Origin of the sequence: Streptomyces chiangmaiensis (genome assembly GCF_036281785.1) — a bacterium.
In the GTDB taxonomy this organism is placed as follows: Bacteria; Actinomycetota; Actinomycetes; order Streptomycetales; family Streptomycetaceae; genus Streptomyces; species Streptomyces chiangmaiensis.
In genome coordinates, this window is record NZ_JAYWVC010000068.1 from 20,958 (window position 1) to 36,240 (window position 15,283).

14 protein-coding genes and 1 pseudogene are annotated in these 15,283 nt (G+C 67.1%); 10 read left to right on the forward strand and 5 right to left on the reverse strand.

Going from position 1 to position 15,283, the window contains the following annotated elements:
• Positions 1-80: 80 nt before the first annotated feature.
• A complete protein-coding gene (locus VXC91_RS20560; RefSeq protein ID WP_408057429.1) occupies positions 81-875 on the reverse strand; it encodes a hypothetical protein in 795 nt (264 codons plus the stop codon).
• The gene (eccE, locus tag VXC91_RS20565; RefSeq protein WP_329508755.1) at positions 872-2,221 is read right to left on the reverse strand and encodes a type VII secretion protein EccE; all 1,350 of its coding nucleotides are present in this window, start codon (positions 2,219-2,221) and stop codon (positions 872-874) included. The genes VXC91_RS20560 and eccE overlap by 4 nt, the downstream gene beginning before the upstream one ends.
• Positions 2,222-2,428: 207 nt before the next feature.
• Between eccE and eccB the strand changes: the two genes are divergently transcribed.
• Together eccB and mycP are read left to right on the forward strand one after the other, a co-directional pair.
• Complete coding sequence (gene eccB, locus VXC91_RS20570; protein WP_329508756.1) at positions 2,429-3,952, forward strand: type VII secretion protein EccB; 1,524 nt, start codon at positions 2,429-2,431, stop codon at positions 3,950-3,952.
• 25 nt (positions 3,953-3,977) lie between these two features.
• The gene (gene mycP, locus VXC91_RS20575; RefSeq protein WP_329508757.1) at positions 3,978-5,222 is read left to right on the forward strand and encodes a type VII secretion-associated serine protease mycosin; all 1,245 of its coding nucleotides are present in this window, start codon (positions 3,978-3,980) and stop codon (positions 5,220-5,222) included.
• A gap of 221 nt (positions 5,223-5,443) precedes the next feature.
• On the opposite strand, the gene VXC91_RS20580 is transcribed toward mycP, so the two are convergent.
• Together VXC91_RS20580 and VXC91_RS20585 are read right to left on the reverse strand one after the other, a co-directional pair.
• Entirely contained in the window at positions 5,444-5,797 is a 354-nt protein-coding gene (locus tag VXC91_RS20580; protein WP_329508770.1) for a DUF4333 domain-containing protein, read from the reverse strand.
• Positions 5,798-5,881: 84 nt separating this feature from the next.
• On the reverse strand, positions 5,882-6,571 hold the full coding sequence (locus tag VXC91_RS20585) for a hypothetical protein (RefSeq protein WP_329508758.1): 690 nt from the start codon (positions 6,569-6,571) through the stop codon (positions 5,882-5,884).
• A gap of 116 nt (positions 6,572-6,687) precedes the next feature.
• Here VXC91_RS20585 and VXC91_RS20590 point away from each other — a divergent pair, with 116 nt between their 5' ends.
• Genes VXC91_RS20590 through VXC91_RS20600 form a run of 3 tightly spaced genes read left to right on the forward strand, consistent with a single transcriptional unit; the run spans position 6,688 to position 8,809 of the window.
• Entirely contained in the window at positions 6,688-6,999 is a 312-nt protein-coding gene (locus tag VXC91_RS20590) for a hypothetical protein (protein ID WP_329508759.1), read from the forward strand.
• Between the two features lie 20 nt (positions 7,000-7,019).
• Positions 7,020-8,264: a putative T7SS-secreted protein gene (locus VXC91_RS20595; protein WP_329508760.1), complete on the forward strand. Its 1,245-nt coding sequence runs from the start codon at positions 7,020-7,022 to the stop codon at positions 8,262-8,264.
• 35 nt (positions 8,265-8,299) lie between these two features.
• A complete protein-coding gene (locus tag VXC91_RS20600) occupies positions 8,300-8,809 on the forward strand; it encodes a hypothetical protein (protein ID WP_329508761.1) in 510 nt (169 codons plus the stop codon).
• 17 nt (positions 8,810-8,826) lie between these two features.
• Here VXC91_RS20600 and VXC91_RS20605 read toward each other — a convergent pair whose 3' ends face one another.
• A complete protein-coding gene (locus tag VXC91_RS20605; RefSeq protein WP_329508762.1) occupies positions 8,827-9,531 on the reverse strand; it encodes a hypothetical protein in 705 nt (234 codons plus the stop codon).
• A gap of 554 nt (positions 9,532-10,085) precedes the next feature.
• Here VXC91_RS20605 and VXC91_RS20610 point away from each other — a divergent pair.
• The 5 genes and pseudogenes from VXC91_RS20610 to VXC91_RS20630 form a co-directional block, all read left to right on the forward strand.
• On the forward strand, positions 10,086-10,508 hold the full coding sequence (locus VXC91_RS20610; RefSeq protein ID WP_329508763.1) for a hypothetical protein: 423 nt from the start codon (positions 10,086-10,088) through the stop codon (positions 10,506-10,508).
• A 1,871-nt stretch (positions 10,509-12,379) separates the two neighbouring features.
• Entirely contained in the window at positions 12,380-13,615 is a 1,236-nt protein-coding gene (locus VXC91_RS20615) for a S8 family serine peptidase (protein ID WP_408057430.1), read from the forward strand.
• Positions 13,616-13,747: 132 nt separating this feature from the next.
• Entirely contained in the window at positions 13,748-14,095 is a 348-nt protein-coding gene (locus tag VXC91_RS20620; protein WP_329508764.1) for a WXG100 family type VII secretion target, read from the forward strand.
• 78 nt (positions 14,096-14,173) lie between these two features.
• Positions 14,174-14,473 (forward strand): WXG100 family type VII secretion target, encoded by a 300-nt coding sequence (locus tag VXC91_RS20625; RefSeq protein ID WP_329508765.1) that lies wholly within the window; start codon positions 14,174-14,176, stop codon positions 14,471-14,473.
• Between the two features lie 104 nt (positions 14,474-14,577).
• Positions 14,578-15,283: pseudogene (locus tag VXC91_RS20630) on the forward strand (hypothetical protein); the annotation flags it as partial.

Consider the following 15,283-nt stretch of genomic DNA (forward strand, 5'->3'; position numbering starts at 1 on the left):
ACGAAAGCGAGGTGCGAACCGGTCGCAACCACCCTATGGCGGGCTGCCGTTGTCCCCGGCCGACCGAAGTCGGCCGTCACTCAATCCATCCGCCGTGGTGTACCCAACAATCCGATCTCGGCGTCCGTCGGCCGGGTGACCACATACTGCCGGTCGCGGTCCCCGCACCACAGGGTCACCCCGTCGTGCAGGGCGGGCAGCGTCTCGACGTCGGCCCGGGGGAGTGCCATCGTGCGCTCGAGCTCCGCCGCCTCGTCCGGGGACACCCGCTGGATCCCCACGAGCCGCGCCTGCCGAATGAGTCGCGGCGCGACCGGGCTGTAGTACGGCAACAGCGTCAGGATCGCCTGCCACGGCCCGGAGACGACGCGTCCGCGCGGCGGCCGCATGCCGCAGTCCCGTACCACCAGCACCGGCTGGCCCGCCGACGCACCCTGAGGAGGCACGCGTCCGACGTCGTACACGGACATGCCGTTCTGCCCGCCGCCCATGGCGTGCACCATCTGCATCCAGTGCTGGGCCCGTCCGGTCTCCACGGCGACACGCGCGCCGGTCGCGGCCGCACGCAGTGCGAGCACCTGGGCGGTCCACAGACCGCCGATCAGGACGATGTCGTACGGGGTGGGCCGGTTGAGTCCCAGTACGGCGGACTGGCCCTCGCCGTCCACGCCGATGACGACCCCGTCGTCCCCGATGGGCAGGGTGAGCGAGTCCACCTGGTCGACCGTCAGCGCATGCCGTCCGTGACGGGGACCGATCAGACCGAACCCGGCGCGCAGGCGTCCACGCAGCCCCTCGCCGGCCGAGGACGCGCCACCGGGTGTGCCCGGAGCGCCGTACGCCCCCGCCGCGTGCGTCGTGCCGATGACCGTCAACGTGCACCCCCGAGAGGCAGAGTGGCGAGCATGCCGGGCAGCTGTTCCCGGTCGAGCCGGGCGAGCCCCACGCCCGCCCGCCGTGCGGCGTGCTCCACCGCGCGCCGCGCGGCGACGAGTTCGTCGTCACCGCGTCCCGTCACCCGCAGATGACCGACGAGCGACACCTCCTGCCGCTCCCTGCGGCCCAGGGTGAGACTGAAGGTGGTGGCAAGCGTGGGAACCGTCGTCAGCATTGCGATCAGCCGGTCCAACGACAGCCCCGAGCCGCCGAATTGCGGCCAGCGCCGTATCCAGTACGTCGTGTGGCGGCGGTTGTCGCAGCGCCAGCTCCGGCCGGACTCCTCGGTCCGCCGAGGCGGCACATCGGCCCGTGCCGCCTCGGCCGTGACCAGCGGGTTGGCGCAGACGGAGGTGGCCACGGCGGCGGTCAGCTCCTCCTCGTTCAGCACGGTGACCCGGAAACCCGCTCCCGTCAGCCGGCTTGCCAGATGGTCGGCGACACGCACGACGCACTTCTGCGCGCCCAGGAGCCCGCCCCCGCGCGCGGCGACGGCCCCGGAACACAACTCGGGGTCGAGTTTGAGCGCGATCCAGGTGATCCGCACGGCCGGAGCACCCGTCTCGGCCTGCAGCGGCGCGTAGTTGCTGACGGCGACGGACTGCTGGGGCAGATGGATCGCGGGGGAGGGCTGGGTGTGCAGCACGACCTGCGCGGACTCCAGCACGATCCCGTCCACCTCGAGGGCGTCGCGCACCAGCCGCAACGGCAGCGGCTGCCGAGTCCGCTCGGCCCGCAGCGCCGTGGCGTCGGCCTCGACATGCAGCACGGCGGTCACGAAGGTCCCGTCCCCCACGATCCCGACGGGCCGCCGGTCCCGCCCGCCGTACGCGTAGGTCCGCAGCCCCGGCTCGCACTCCACGGCGGGCGCCAGGCCTGGCTCGGTTCCGGGCGGTACCGGTGTGCTCGCGGCCCGCCGTTTGCGAGTCCGCAGCGCCAGCAGGGTGCCGAGCCAATCCGGCAGGGAGCGTCCCCGGCGTCGCACGACGGCGAGCACCACGAGCACCGCGGAGATCACGATGGCGGCGATGAGCACGACCGTGCCCACGAGCCATCCGCACACCACGAGCGCGCCCGCGATCTCCAGCAACACCAGCCGCTGCACCGTGAACGAACCGCCGTGCCCCGAACGGGACTCCGGATGCGCTGTGAAAGCGCCCTGATGAGGCGTGGGGGCATGCGGGGCGCCGGACTGGGAGGAAGGGCCGCGGGCACCCGACCGGCCCGCATCGCCCGATCGTCCCTCCGATTGCGATCGCGACCGGGCCCGCGTTGCGGAAGCCATCACTCCAAAACCCCCGAACTCTCCCGAAAGCCCTTGTGCTTCGGTCCCTGCAAGCCCTGAGCACCTTACCCATGCCACAAGCACCCCTAGGCAACAGGCATAGTAGGGGCAGGATCTGACAGTTGAACCGCAAGAGGCAACCGAGGGTGGGGGACGGATCCTCACAGGTCCCCCCATGGCTCCGCAACGGGGAGAGAGCGGACACAGATGGCATCACGGCGGGACGAACTCAACGCCTACACCTTCGCGAAGCGCCGCACACTCGCGGCGTTTCTGCAGCCTGCCCCCTCCGGCTCGGAGGAAGGTGCCCCCAAGCCGCTGAGCGCACTGGTACCCGGCCTTGTCGTCGGCGTCGTGATCCTCGCGGTGTTCGGCGCGATCGGCATGTTCAGCCCGACGGCGCCCAAGGGCTGGGACGCACCGGAAGAACACGTCATCGTCGCAAGCGAGTCCACCACTCGGTACGTCGTCCTGAAGACGGGCAAGCAGAAGCAGCTGCACCCGGTTCTCAACATGGCGTCCGCCAAGCTCCTCCTGGACCCCACCAAGAACAGCGTCATCACCGTCGACGAGAAGGTCCTGGACAGCGGCAAGCCCCCGCATGGCGCCACCATCGGCATCCCTTACGCCCCCGACCGCCTGCCCTCCTCGGACGAGGCCTCGGCTCCCAAGCGCTGGGCGGTCTGTGAACGCCCCGGCGACGGCGGCCGGGCCATCCAGAAGGCGGCGTTCGTCCTCGGGAAGAAGGAATGGCCCAAGACGGAGGGACACGACAAGCTCACGCGTGGCGACCTGGTGTATGTCGTCGGCCCGGACGGCAGGACGCAGTACGTCGTCGACGCGCGGGGCACGGCTTACGAGATCGCCGAGCCGACGGACAAGGAACTGCTCAAAGCCCTCGACACCCAGGGCCGCGCCCCGCAGCGCGTCTCTCAGGAGTGGCTCGACACCTTCCACAAGGGTGACCCGATCTCCATCCCGACGATCGAGGGAACGCCCGGCGAGAAGGCCAACGCCTCCGGCCTGTTGCGGCAGTACGACAAGGTCGGTGAGGTCATCAAGGCATACGACGGCCGGACGATGCAGTACTACGTGGTGCTGCAGGGCAAGGTGGCCCGCATCTCCGAGTTCACGGCCACGCTCCTGCTCAACAGCGGGAACCTCGTCGGCGTGGGACAGGCCGGTGAGGCGCAACAGGTAAGCCCCGGGGCGGTGATCGACAGTACGGCGTTCGAGGGTGGCAAGAACTGGCCGACGTACAAACCGAAGACGGTGAACGACGGTTCCAGCGCCACCAGCGGCCGCAACACCGTCTGCAACGTCCTGCGCTCGGTTGGCGCCGAGGGCAGGACCACTCTGTCGACCTGGGTGGGCACGGACTTCCCCGCACAGTTGCCCACGGGCTCCTCCAGCGCGTACGTCACCCCCGGCTCCGGTCAGCTCTACCGCCAGTTCAAGGGCACGGAGACCAAGGCGGGCGGCGTGTTCCTCGTCACCGACACAGGCCTGCGCTATGCCCTGCAGTCCAACAGCGACAGCGCCACCGACGACCAGGGCATCGGCACCTCCGCCGAACAGCGCAAGGAGGAGCTGAACGAGGCGAAGATCGCGCAGACCCGCCTCGGCTACGCAAAGGTGATACCCGCGCCCGTTCCCGCGGAGTGGGCGACGTTCCTGCCGACGGGTCCGCGCCTGTCGGAGGCGGCGGCGCGACAGCCGCAGGGTTCGTAGAGGCGGGGCGGAGGAGTACGCAGTCATGCTGAAGGCAAGGACGTCGGGAACTGCGGCGCGAGTGGCGGTTCTGGCCGCCGGAGTGGTCCTCACCGCGACGACCACGGTGATCGCCCTCCCCGCTTCCCCGGCCCGGGCGGACGACGGTCAGTGCACATTCCCGTCGAAGAACTACGTGGGCCGGCCGTGGGCGCTGCAGCGTGTCAACCTGGACGAGCTGTGGGCGCAGTCGACGGGCAAGGGCGTCCAGGTGGCCGTGATCGACACCGGAGTGGACGTCAGGAACCCGCAGCTGACCAAGGCTGTGGATGCGTCGAAGGGCAAGAACGTGCTGCCCGCCGTGAACTCAAAGGGCGAGAAGATAGACCGTGGCAACGACTCAGGCACCACGGACACGGTCGGCCACGGCACGCGTGTGGCGGGCATCATTGCGGCCCGCCCGGTGAAGGGATCGGGGTTCGTGGGCCTGGCCCCGGACGCGACGATCATCCCGATCAAGCAGAACGACGCCGAAGGTGACGGCACAGCGCTCACGCTGGCCTCGTCGATCCGCTACGCGGTCCAGGCCGGGGCGGACGTCATCAACATATCGCAGGACACGACCAACGCGGTCGAGCCGGACCCGCGCCTGAAAGAAGCCGTCGACTACGCCTTGAGCCAGAGCGTCGTGGTCGTGGCCTCGGCCGGCAACGACGGCCTGGGTGGCAACGTGAAGGTGACGTATCCGGCGTCGTACCAGGGCGTGCTGGCGGTGGCGGCGTCCGACCGCAACAACGAACGGGCCGCCTTTTCACAGTCGGGCGAATTCGTGGGTGTCGCGGCCCCTGGCGTCGATATGATCTCCACGGTCCCGGGAGACGGACATTGCTCGGACAACGGCACGAGCTTCTCGGCGCCGTATGCGGCGGGCGTCGCGGCCCTGTTGAAGGCCAAGTACCCCAAGTGGTCGGCCGAGGAGGTCGTCGCCCAGATCGAACAGACCGCGGAACGCTCAATTTCGGGTCATGACCGGCTGGTGGGGTGGGGCGTCGTGGACCCGGTGAAGGCGTTGACGGATGTGGATCCGGAGCACCCCGTCGAGTCGCCGCAACTCGAGAACGGCGTGGTCAAGGGCGAGGCCCCGTCCGTCACGCCACTGCACTTCGGTGAGACGGCGGACGAACGGAACACCCGTCTGGCGACGTATGTGACGGTGGGAGCTCTGGTCCTGGTGGGGGCGTTGAGCGGTACGGCCGTGGCGGTCCGGGACGGGCGGCGAAGGCGTAGTTGACGGCGGGCCGACCACCCTTCAGCAGGCGGACGCGCCCGCGCCCTGCCGACTCGCGTTCGCTCACGTCGGCTCGCGCTGTACGCGGCCTGTGAGGGTCAGTCGCTGGACGGCCTTCCCTGCTCAGGAGAGTCTGGACCTCGTGGTCTTTTCGCACCGGTTGCATCCGGATCCGGACGGCGTGCCGAACACCCTGTGAGCCCCATTGCCCAGCGGCACAGTGGTCAGTTCACAGCCGGGGAGGCCTTGTCGTCGGCCTTGAAATCGAAGTTGATCTGGTCGCCATCGACAGACGTCACCTTGACCGATACGCCCAAGGTGCTGCCGTCGTCCGCTGTGAGCTTGCACCGGGTACTGTTGCCGACCTCACCGACCAGCTCCTCCGGACAGGCGATGTGTGGCTTCGGCTGACCCGTCGTGGCAGCGAGCTTTTCGGCGAGTGTGTCGGCCAACTTGCCGGCCGACAGTTTCGGCGTGGACTTCCCGGCGTGGACCGAGGCCGAGCAGCCGACGAGCAGCACGCCGGCCACTACGGCCGAAAAGAGCGAAGTTGCTGCGGAAAACCGAGCTTTGGACATGCTGGACTCTCCAGTTTGACTGATCATGACAAGAAGATGCAGGAAGCATACTTGGCGGTGGTGCGCCCTAGGTGGGGGAGAAAGTCAACTCCACACCGACGCCGGAGTGTGCTCGAGGACGTCGCAAAGGTAGTTGAGCTTCGGCAGTACGTCCCCGGGGCGGAGACGGCCTTCGAACCAGGTGATGAGCTCGCCCTTGTCGAAGCGGAGGGGGGTGCCGGCGGCCCGGGGGTCGGTGCTGAGGAAGTCCTCCAGCCTGGCGTCGGCGAAGTTCCCCTCGAGGTCGCCCGGTTCACGGATCACGGTACGGGTGACGGTGGACGGGGTGGCGACCGAGAAGACCGAGTAATACGTCGTCTTCGTACGAAAGCGCGTCGGCCCCGCCGACTTGACGGTTCTCTCGTCGCGGTACTCGAAGCATCGGATGCTGCGACCCCGGTGGCGGCCCTCGGCGCGATCCCAGGCGCTCAGTCCCGACGACACAGTCGGGAAGGGGGCGACGCCTTCGTAACGGTCGGCGCCACCCATGTCCTGCGCCTTGTACGTCCAACCTTGTCGATGTGCGAGGGTGACCAGATCGGACACCTCTTCCGCACTGCGTTGGTCCTCCCGGGTGTCGGACCAGCTCGCCCAGACGATGCCGCCGAAGGCGCCGCCGAAGAGAACGAATACTCCGGCGCCGGCCAAGAGGAAGTAGCGACGAGGAATTTCCCGGTCGTTGACGATCACCACGTTGCGCCGCTTCGAGGGCCGGGGCAGGTCGTCGATGTCCATGGTTGCGTTCGCCTTCTCAAACGAGTGAAGCCCCGATGCTACACTTCGCGCGCCGATGACCGAAGGCGCGCCAACGGGCAGTGATTCGGCGGGAGTTGATGAAGGGGGAGTCAACCGTGGCTGATCCAGACCTGGGCGTGGACTCGCACGCTCTGAAGAAGGGCGCCAAGGACATCGTCGAAGCTCTCCGCCCGACCGAGGGGTTCAGTCTCGAGGAGTCGGCCGGACGGAGTGCATCGTTCGGAGACTCGTCGGCGGCCTCGTCGTTCGTGGAGTTCTGCGCCACGTGGCAGGCGGGCGCGCAGATCCTCAGCAAGCGCACGGCAGGACATGCGACGGGACTCGTCTCGGCCTCGGGCACCTTCACGGAGACGGACGGACATGTCCGTGACGCGGCGAACTCCGTCAAGACGAACCAGGGCCACTAAGGCAAGGAACGGGGGAAGCGGTGGCAGGGGCACTCGGGGCGACCAAGGATCCCAAAGAGCTCATTCCCGGTGATGTGCAGGCGCTGACCGAGCTCGCCGACACCATGAAGCATTGGTCGAGCAAGTTCGACAAGGTCGGGTCGCATCTCCGGGACGTGAAGGTGCCCGGCTGGAACGGCCAGGCCAGTGACGCGTTTTGGAAGAGCCTCTCCGGCGAGAAGGGCAACTGGTACATCGCCTCGGACCACATGGCAGGGGCGTCGACCGCCATCACGTCGTACATCAGCGTGCTCGGTTGGGCGCAGCGGCAGGCGGCCGACGCGATAGGCAAGTGGGATGCCGGGGACCATGCGGGAGCGCAGGAGGTGCTCACCACCGCGCGCACCCAAGTGGAGCACGAGGCCGGGGCGTTGTCGACTCAGCTCCAAAAGCTCTCCGGTGGTGGCTCCGACAGCCCGAACTGGCTGACCCAGGCGCGACAGCTCGCCAAGGACCTCGGGCTCGGTCAGAGCAGTGGCAGCCCCGGCCAGGAACTGTGGCAGTACGGGAACAACCCTGCCGACCAGCACACGAGGAAATGGGGTCACCAGGACCCCGACGCCACCGGTGAAGACCCCAACGCTCCGAAGAAGCCCAGCTGGTCGGTGAAGATCGCCGAGGTCAGCGGCGGTGCCAATGTCTGGTCCGCGGACGCCAAGGGTGAGACGACGGTGGGCGGCGTCAAGCTGACCGGAAGCGCTGGTGTCTCACTGCTCGGCGTGGACGGCAGCGCGGCCGCCGGAATCACGGACGGCAACCTGGAGCTGAAGGCGACGGGTAGCGCCTATCTCGCGAAGGCCCAGGCCTCGGGCGGTGCCGAGTACGGGATCCTCGGCGTCCAGGCTCAGGGCAGCGCCTTGGTGGGCGCCAACGCCGAGGCGAAGGCCACGGTCGGCAAGAGCGGGCTGCACGCGGGTGCAGAGGCGTTCGCCGGCGCAAAAGCCGAAGGGTCGGCCTCCGCGGACGTGGGCGGCGTCGGCGCCGGTGTGACCGGGGAGGCGTGGGCTGGGGCCGGCGCCTCGGCCAGCGTCGACGTGGGCAAAGGCGAGGACGGGAAGTACCACGTCGGCGGAGAAGTGGGCGTCGGCCTGGGGCTCGGCGGCAAGGTGGGCTTTCAGGTCACCGTCGACCCGGGCGAGGTCGTCGACACGGTGGGAGATGCGGCGGACGCGGTCGGCGATGCGGCGGACTCGGCCTGGGACCACTCGCTCGGCAAGTTGTTCTAGGCTGAACCGAGGCTGATCAAGGAAGTGGGTTCACGATGGCGACCACGTTGCCGGTCAAGATCTCGTTCTCGTTGCCGGACGGCTGGCAGTCGGCGCCACCGGACGAGGTGGGGGCCCCCGGAGTAGCGTTCGTCGCCCTCCATCCTGCCTCCATCATGGACGGGTTCACGGCGAATATCACCATTGCCGGACGGATGCGCAACGACGGGGCCACCATGCGGGAGATCGCCGGCGAGTCGGTGGAGCGACTCGGGCAGGCGGGGACAGTGCAGGTCACCAAACAGGAAGAGGTCGGCACACCCGAACTTCCGGGTCTGACCGATTCGCCGGGCGTCGTGCAGAACCTGCGTCTGTCCACCACTCTGCACGGCGAACCGCTTGAGCTGGTGCAGAGTCAGGTCTACCTCGGCCTGGAGGACGTCGACCGGCGATCCCAGCGCGCCGTGGTCGAGCTCGTGCTGACGGCGAAGCCGGAGCAGCTGCCAGAGGTACTGGATGATTTCAAGGAGTTCGTCCGCTCGGTGCGGGCGGACGAGGGCTCCTGACGTCGAGGCCGAGGGTCTCAGACCGTCGACCAGACCTGCGGCGGGATCCGGTCCAGTACATCGCACAGATAGTTGAGCCGCTCGTCGAGGTCCTGCGCACTCAAACGGCCCCGACGCCAGGTGAGCAACTCGTCGTTGTGCAGCCGAATCGGGGCGTCCTTCGTGGCCCGCGGGTCCGTGGACAGGAAGGGCGCCACCCCGCCGGTCAAGGCACTGCGGGCGAACGGCTCGTCGTCGGTGATCACTCGGAACGCCTCGTCGAACTCCGGGACCCCGAGCTGCACCACGCGCCCTCGCGACGCCATCCCGTCCAGCGCCTGCGGACGTCGCACCACCAACTCCGGCCCGGCCCCTGGAGCGGTGACCGCGAACACCGTCCAGAACACAGGTCGATTGGAGCCCGGGCCCATGTTGACGTCCAACGTGCCGGTCGTGTACTCGAAGCAGCAGAAGCCGCGGTCCCGGAACTCGCCGGTGATGTAATGCAGTGCTCGCACGTTGCGCCCGCTGATGGGCAGCGGTGCCATGCCGCAGAGCCGGTCGACCACGCCGTAGGTGGCCCGCTCGTAGCTCCAGCCGCGCTCCTGCGCGAGTTGGATCGCTACGGCCCTCTCCCTCACCCCGCGGGTCTCGCTCTGTCGAGTCCGTACGAACATGGTGATGACGAGGGCGAAGATCCCGCCCACCACCAGGATCATGAGCACCGGCATCAGTACGTTCATGGCACGCGATTATGTCTGATGTTCAGTGCGGTGGGCAGCGTGGTCGGCAACTCCTCGGGATGAGGGAGAGACCGTTCGGGATGTTCGCGCTGCGATGGTGCAGGTCTCGTGAAGGTTGCGGGAATGGTCGTGGCACCCAGGCGGATTGGACCTGGCGGCTCACCGCGTGAAAGGGCCGGGCCCGGCAACTCCACGTGCCTCACGAGTGTCGTTGCAGAATCGCGACACAGCGGCTGTGGAAGTTCGATGAAGACCGCACGCAGTGCGCTGATGCTGGCCACGATGGGTGGACGCCTCGCCATGGTGGGCAACGTGCCTGACGCAAACTGGCAAATCGCGCAAAGCGATGCGCTGCCTTCGGCGGTCCGACTGAGGCAACACGCGGCGCGGTTGGCCCCGTTGCACTGGGTGACTACAGTGTTAATAGCGTTGTGAGGCGCGGCTCGCATTGCGATCGTACGGCGAGCGTGTGGTCGGTCCCGATCCGGTCGGGGCCGAGGGATGTACGGGGAAACGGGGGGAGCGTTGTGCTTCCGGCAGACATGGTGGGGGACGTGTCGGCGACCAGGGCGGCGAACCTGGAGGCCAGTAGTGAGGCCCTGGACAAGTTCGTGACTCGGGTGGACGCAGTTCTGCGCGCCCTTGAGTCGTCGGCCGGCAACCCGACGAAGGTCGGGGCTCAGACGATCAGGTCCGCGTCTCTGACTGCGGGAACAGAAAGCGTCTTCCCTGAAGCACACGGTCTGTACAAGCAGTACAACCGTGTCCACGCAGAGCTCACGTCCTTGTCCAAGAGCCTGCACCTTCAGATCGAGGCGATCGGTATCGCGGTTCAGGGAGCCCATCGTGGCTTCGACAACCTCGAAGAGGAGCAGCGTCGTCGGTTCTGGGCGATCCAGGCTCAGATAAGGGAAACCGAGGACGTGAAGAGCGACAAGCGGCACACCAACGGCTCGCAGACTGGTGCGGGGTACTGACGATGACCGATAAGCAGCACAGCGCGGACCTGGCCCGTGTCTCCTCGCAGAACTCCGTAACGGACTTCGTCCGAGGCGTAGAGGACGGTCCACAGGGAGGGTTCCTCGACGGCATCATTCGCTCCGCCGTTGAAGCTACCCCTTTCGGACAGGCCATCGCCGCTCGGACAGACTTCGACAAGCGCGACCTCCCTCTCAACGAGATGATCGACCTGGTCCGGCAGACGGATCCCGAGGATCTCGAATCCTCCGGCAAGGTCCTGTGGGATGCACGCGACGCCATCAAGGCGGCAGCGGATGAGCTCGACGGCCACATCGACAGGGTTCATTGGGTCGGAGAGTCGGGTGAGGCATTCCGCACTTGGGGCAGCAAGCTCGTCACCAACACGCACCACTTGAGTGAGTTCGCCGGAGCGGCGGGTGACCAGATCACCGCCGCCGCCGTGGGCCTTGCGTCCGTACGCGGTGCGATGCCGTCTCGTGACACCCATCCGAACAGGATGCGGCCCGACAGTTTCACCGCGGCTGAAAAGGCAGCGAACACAGAGGAGTACGCCGCTGCCGTAAAGGTGGAGAAGGACCGCCAAGAGGCGATCAACCAGATGAATCGGTTGGCGTCGTACTACGCGGTGTCCGAAGAGGCTCTGGCCTCCTTGCCCGCCAAGGACAAGACGCCGGAGTTCACCACCATGCCTGACGTGGGGGTGCCTCCGCCCCGCGACAGCGAAGGAACTCCGACGTCTTCTACGGGGTCGCACGCAAGTGGCGGAACGGCGTCTCCCGCGGGTCAGCACGCGATAGTGACAGGCGGCGTCGGCAGACACGTCTTGAGCGACGGTTCGGGGCCCACGAAGGACATCCCCAGCAAGATCGCGCACTCCGACGCGCCTGTCGGCACGAACATCGACAGCGTCGGCACGCTTCCTCCGCCCACGACCACGCCTGTCACCGGCCACACCCCGCCAATCGTTGGCACTTCTCCCACACAGGGCGGCCCGCCCACTGTGTTCGAAGGTGGATTCAGGGCCCCGACTCCCAATGGCTCGATGGGCCGGGGCTTGAGCGGAGCAGGTGGATTCCGTACCTCTGCGCCTGCGGAGGGCCGCGCGGGTACGCCAGGATTGACCAATCCGGGCTCCGGACGTTCCACAGGGCAAGGACCCGTGAACCAGATGGGGCGCCCTACGTCGACGGGTCCGTCTGCTGTCAAGGGGACCACTTCGGCACCCAAGGCGTCTCCGATGGCCCGAGGGGTCACCGGCGGCACGCCGCGGGTCGCCGGTACGGCGACACCACGAGCGAACGGCGGGCTGATCACCGGCGCCAGTCGGTCCAACGGAGTTGTCGGGGGACGGCCCGCGACCGGTGGCGCTTCGGCGAAGGGTGCCGCGAGGATTCCTCGTGGCACGGTCATCGGTGATGAGGGAGCGGCCAACCACCGGCCCGCGACTGCCCGGCCAGGGCAGCGTGGCGTCGTCGGTACGCCCGAGTCCACGGCGAGGTCCGGTTCGAGCGTGACCGGCTCCCGTGCCGGTACAGGAGCGTCCGAAGCCGTCACGGGCAGGCCGACCGCACGTAACTCCGTTGCGGGAGCCGAGCGCAACGGAATGACGCGTGGTGGTGCCGGCCTTCTGCGCGGCGGCGGTCGAAAGGGGAAGGCCGGGGATGAGGGGAACGCGCACGATGGGGTGGGCTCCGGCCGGCCGGCCGAAGACGAGGAGACGCACCTGCCCGATCATCCCCGGCGTGATGTGCCGCCAGCGATCAACTGAGTTCGAGCGAGGACACGGAACACGATGAAGTCAGGGAGCAGTCGGCGAGTCGAGCAGGCTACCTTTCACGGAGCGCCCTATGGCAGACGAGGGCGCGCTGTGGGCGTCGTCGTCGGCGTTCTGGCGGCCGCCACTGTGGGCTTCGCTCCGAGCGCTGCCGCATCCGACGTGCAGTCGAAGCAGTGGTATCTGGGGCCGATGCACGCCGAAGAGATGTGGAAGGTCAGCACGGGAAAGGGCGTGAAGGTCGCTGTCATCGACAGCGGAGTGAACGCGAACACCCCGTCACTCAAGGGGCAGGTCCTGGTCGACGAAGTTCCGAAATCGGTCGCATATGGGGCAACGAAGGATTACGAGGGCCATGGAACCACCATGGCCGAGTTGATCGCGGGTACGGGAGCAGGCGGCGGTCTGCAGGGTCTGGCGCCGGGGGCGAAGATCGTCCCGTATCGCGTCAAGTTCGAGGATCTGAAGGGCGGGGCGGAGGAGATGAAGAAGACGACCGACGCCACCGTCGCGATCAGGGCGGCAGCCGACACCGATGCAAAGGTCATCAGCATGTCCTTTGGTGGTCCGGGGCCCAGTTCCAAAGAAGAAGCAGCCATCGCGTACGCCGCCTCGAAGGGCAAACTGCTGATCGCCTCCGTCGGTAACGACGGGAAAAAAACGGGAGACACCATTACTTACCCGGCCGCGTCCCCCTACGTGGTCGGCGTGGCTTCGTCCGACGAGTCTGGCACGGTTTCAAAGTTCTCGTCGTCCGGGGGTTACGTGGACTTTGCGGCGCCGGGCCAGGACTTTCCCGGTTGGTGTGATGCGACCTTCCGCTCGTACTGCGCCAACATGAACGGTACGAGTTCGGCCGCCGCAATCGCCTCAGCCTCTGCCGCCCTGATCTGGTCCGCCCACCCGGACTGGACGGTGAACCAGGTCACCCGTGCTCTCATCGATACAGCCGGCCGTAGCTGGCCGAAAAACGAGCCGAGCAAGTACCTCGGTTACGGTGCCGTTCGACCCCGCCTGGTCCTGGCGGACCCCCACTACAATCCCGGCCCCGCAAATGCCGACCCGCTCGCCAAAGAAAACGGTGGGGATGTGTTGGCAAAGTCCGGGACCTCCTCCTCGTCTTCCACCTCGTCCGCGCCTTCCGCGTCTGCATCAAGCGCGTCACAAGCTCCGGAAAAGGGTTCTACCGGCGGGACTTCAGCGGCAGGATCAAGCGCGGAATCATCGAACGACGGCAACACCCTCTGGATCGCACTCGGCGCCGCCGCCGCGATCTTCGTGATCGGCGGCGGAGGTTTTGCCGTAATGCGAGCGCGGCGTTCCAGGTGACCTCCTCAGCCGTCCACAGCCCTGTGCCCTGCGAAGAGAGCATGCAGTGCGTGCTCATCGCCGTACAGCACTGGGCGGCCGAGGGCAGAGAAAGCCGGACCGAAGAGACAGACAGAGAAAGGACCTGCTGACATGGCCGACAAGCAGAAACTCGAAGATGCCGCAGTAGTCCACCTGCAGAAGCAGATGTACGAGAAGTACGAGGGCATCCGGAAGCGCGTGCACGGGCTGCAGGGCGTGATCGACGGCCTGGAGGGCCAGTGGCAGGGTATCGGCCGCGCTGCGTTCGACAAGAAGCAGTATGAGATCAACCAGTCGCTGCAGAGCATCGGCAACATCCTCGGCGACGTGATCGAGGCGATGACCGCGACGCGCAACATCAAGGACAGCAAGGAAGACGAGGTGCGCGCGGCCGTCAACAAGATCGACGTCCGGGACGGCGCCCCCACGGTTCAGTCGTCTTCCCTGAGCTCCTACTGAGTGGAGCGGCACTCAGGACATCTGCCGGGCAGCTGGCGGATCCACCAGGCACACACCAGCGAGACGAGGTAAACAGGCATGGCCAATAACGCTGATGGGCTGTCAGTCACTTATGGCGGGCTCGACTTCGCGGCAACGACGATCGGTAACGAGGCGAGCCAGCTCGAGCAGGATCTGCAGGAGCTCAGGAAGATGGTGGTGAGCAGCCTGCAGTACTGGGAGGGTCAGGCCCAGGACACCTTCCACGAGAAGCTGCACCGTTGGGACAAGGAAGCGAACGACATCCACCAGGCGCTGACCGGCATCGGCCATGTCGTCGCCCAGTCCGGCGGTACGTACAGGGAAGGCGACCAGAAGGCGGCCGGCTACTTCCAGTAGGACGACCGGTGTAGAGGGAGCCAGGGTGGGCGTGCGCGGGAGGCGTCCACCCTGCTTCTTCGTTTCCGCGTCGCGGAACCGGTTATCGGCCCCGGAGTCCTGGGATGCAGGCCAAGTCGGACTCCGCCCGCTGGGCCGGTGTCAACGCGACGGTGACTCGGGAATTCATCACCAAGACGGTGAAAGAGATCTTCGATCTGCATACCGAGCCGAACAGCATCTACCGGGTACTCGGCGACGGGCATACGGAACTCGCCTCGCTCCAGAAACAGATCAAGAAGGCCGTGAACGAGGACGCAAGCAGTCTTGGCGTCCGAGTCGAGGACATCGGCGACGGCAGGGTCCGCTGCTACTTCGTCCATGTCCGAGGTGACACTGACGAGCGCACTCAGGAGCAGCTCGACGCCAAGCAGGAACTGGAAGGCCGGATCAACGGGATCCTGGACCACGCCGCGGAGATCGACGCATCGGTTGCCCGGGCACTCGGCAAGAGCCACGGCAACGATGGGTTCAACGCGGGCCACAGCAGGTACGAGTCCCTGAACGACGCCGAGGTCGAGCGCGCCCTCGAACTCGCCCGTAAGCGCTACAAGATGTCGGACGCGGAGCTACGTGAGCTCAATCGCCTGCTGCAGTTCAACTCGCGTGAGACGGAAGGCGAGTTCGCGACCGAGGTCTACCAGGGGCTCGGCGGGCCGGAGAAGACGCTGGAGTTCTACGCCGCGATGTCCATCGACGGCACCGGCGGCGACGCGACCCAGACACGGCTCGACGAAGTACGGGACCTACAACAGGTCATGGGGTACACAC

Coding starts and splice junctions, on each gene's coding strand:
- mycP (WP_329508757.1), top strand. CDS start 3,978: ATGCTGAAGGCAAGGACGTCGGGAACTGCGGCGCGAGTGGCGGTTCTG.
- VXC91_RS20580 (WP_329508770.1), bottom strand. CDS start 5,797: ATGTCCAAAGCTCGGTTTTCCGCAGCAACTTCGCTCTTTTCGGCCGTA.
- VXC91_RS20600 (WP_329508761.1), top strand. CDS start 8,300: ATGGCGACCACGTTGCCGGTCAAGATCTCGTTCTCGTTGCCGGACGGC.
- eccB (WP_329508756.1), top strand. CDS start 2,429: ATGGCATCACGGCGGGACGAACTCAACGCCTACACCTTCGCGAAGCGC.
- VXC91_RS20625 (WP_329508765.1), top strand. CDS start 14,174: ATGGCCAATAACGCTGATGGGCTGTCAGTCACTTATGGCGGGCTCGAC.
- VXC91_RS20605 (WP_329508762.1), bottom strand. CDS start 9,531: ATGAACGTACTGATGCCGGTGCTCATGATCCTGGTGGTGGGCGGGATC.
- eccE (WP_329508755.1), bottom strand. CDS start 2,221: ATGGCTTCCGCAACGCGGGCCCGGTCGCGATCGCAATCGGAGGGACGA.
- VXC91_RS20620 (WP_329508764.1), top strand. CDS start 13,748: ATGGCCGACAAGCAGAAACTCGAAGATGCCGCAGTAGTCCACCTGCAG.
- VXC91_RS20585 (WP_329508758.1), bottom strand. CDS start 6,571: ATGGACATCGACGACCTGCCCCGGCCCTCGAAGCGGCGCAACGTGGTG.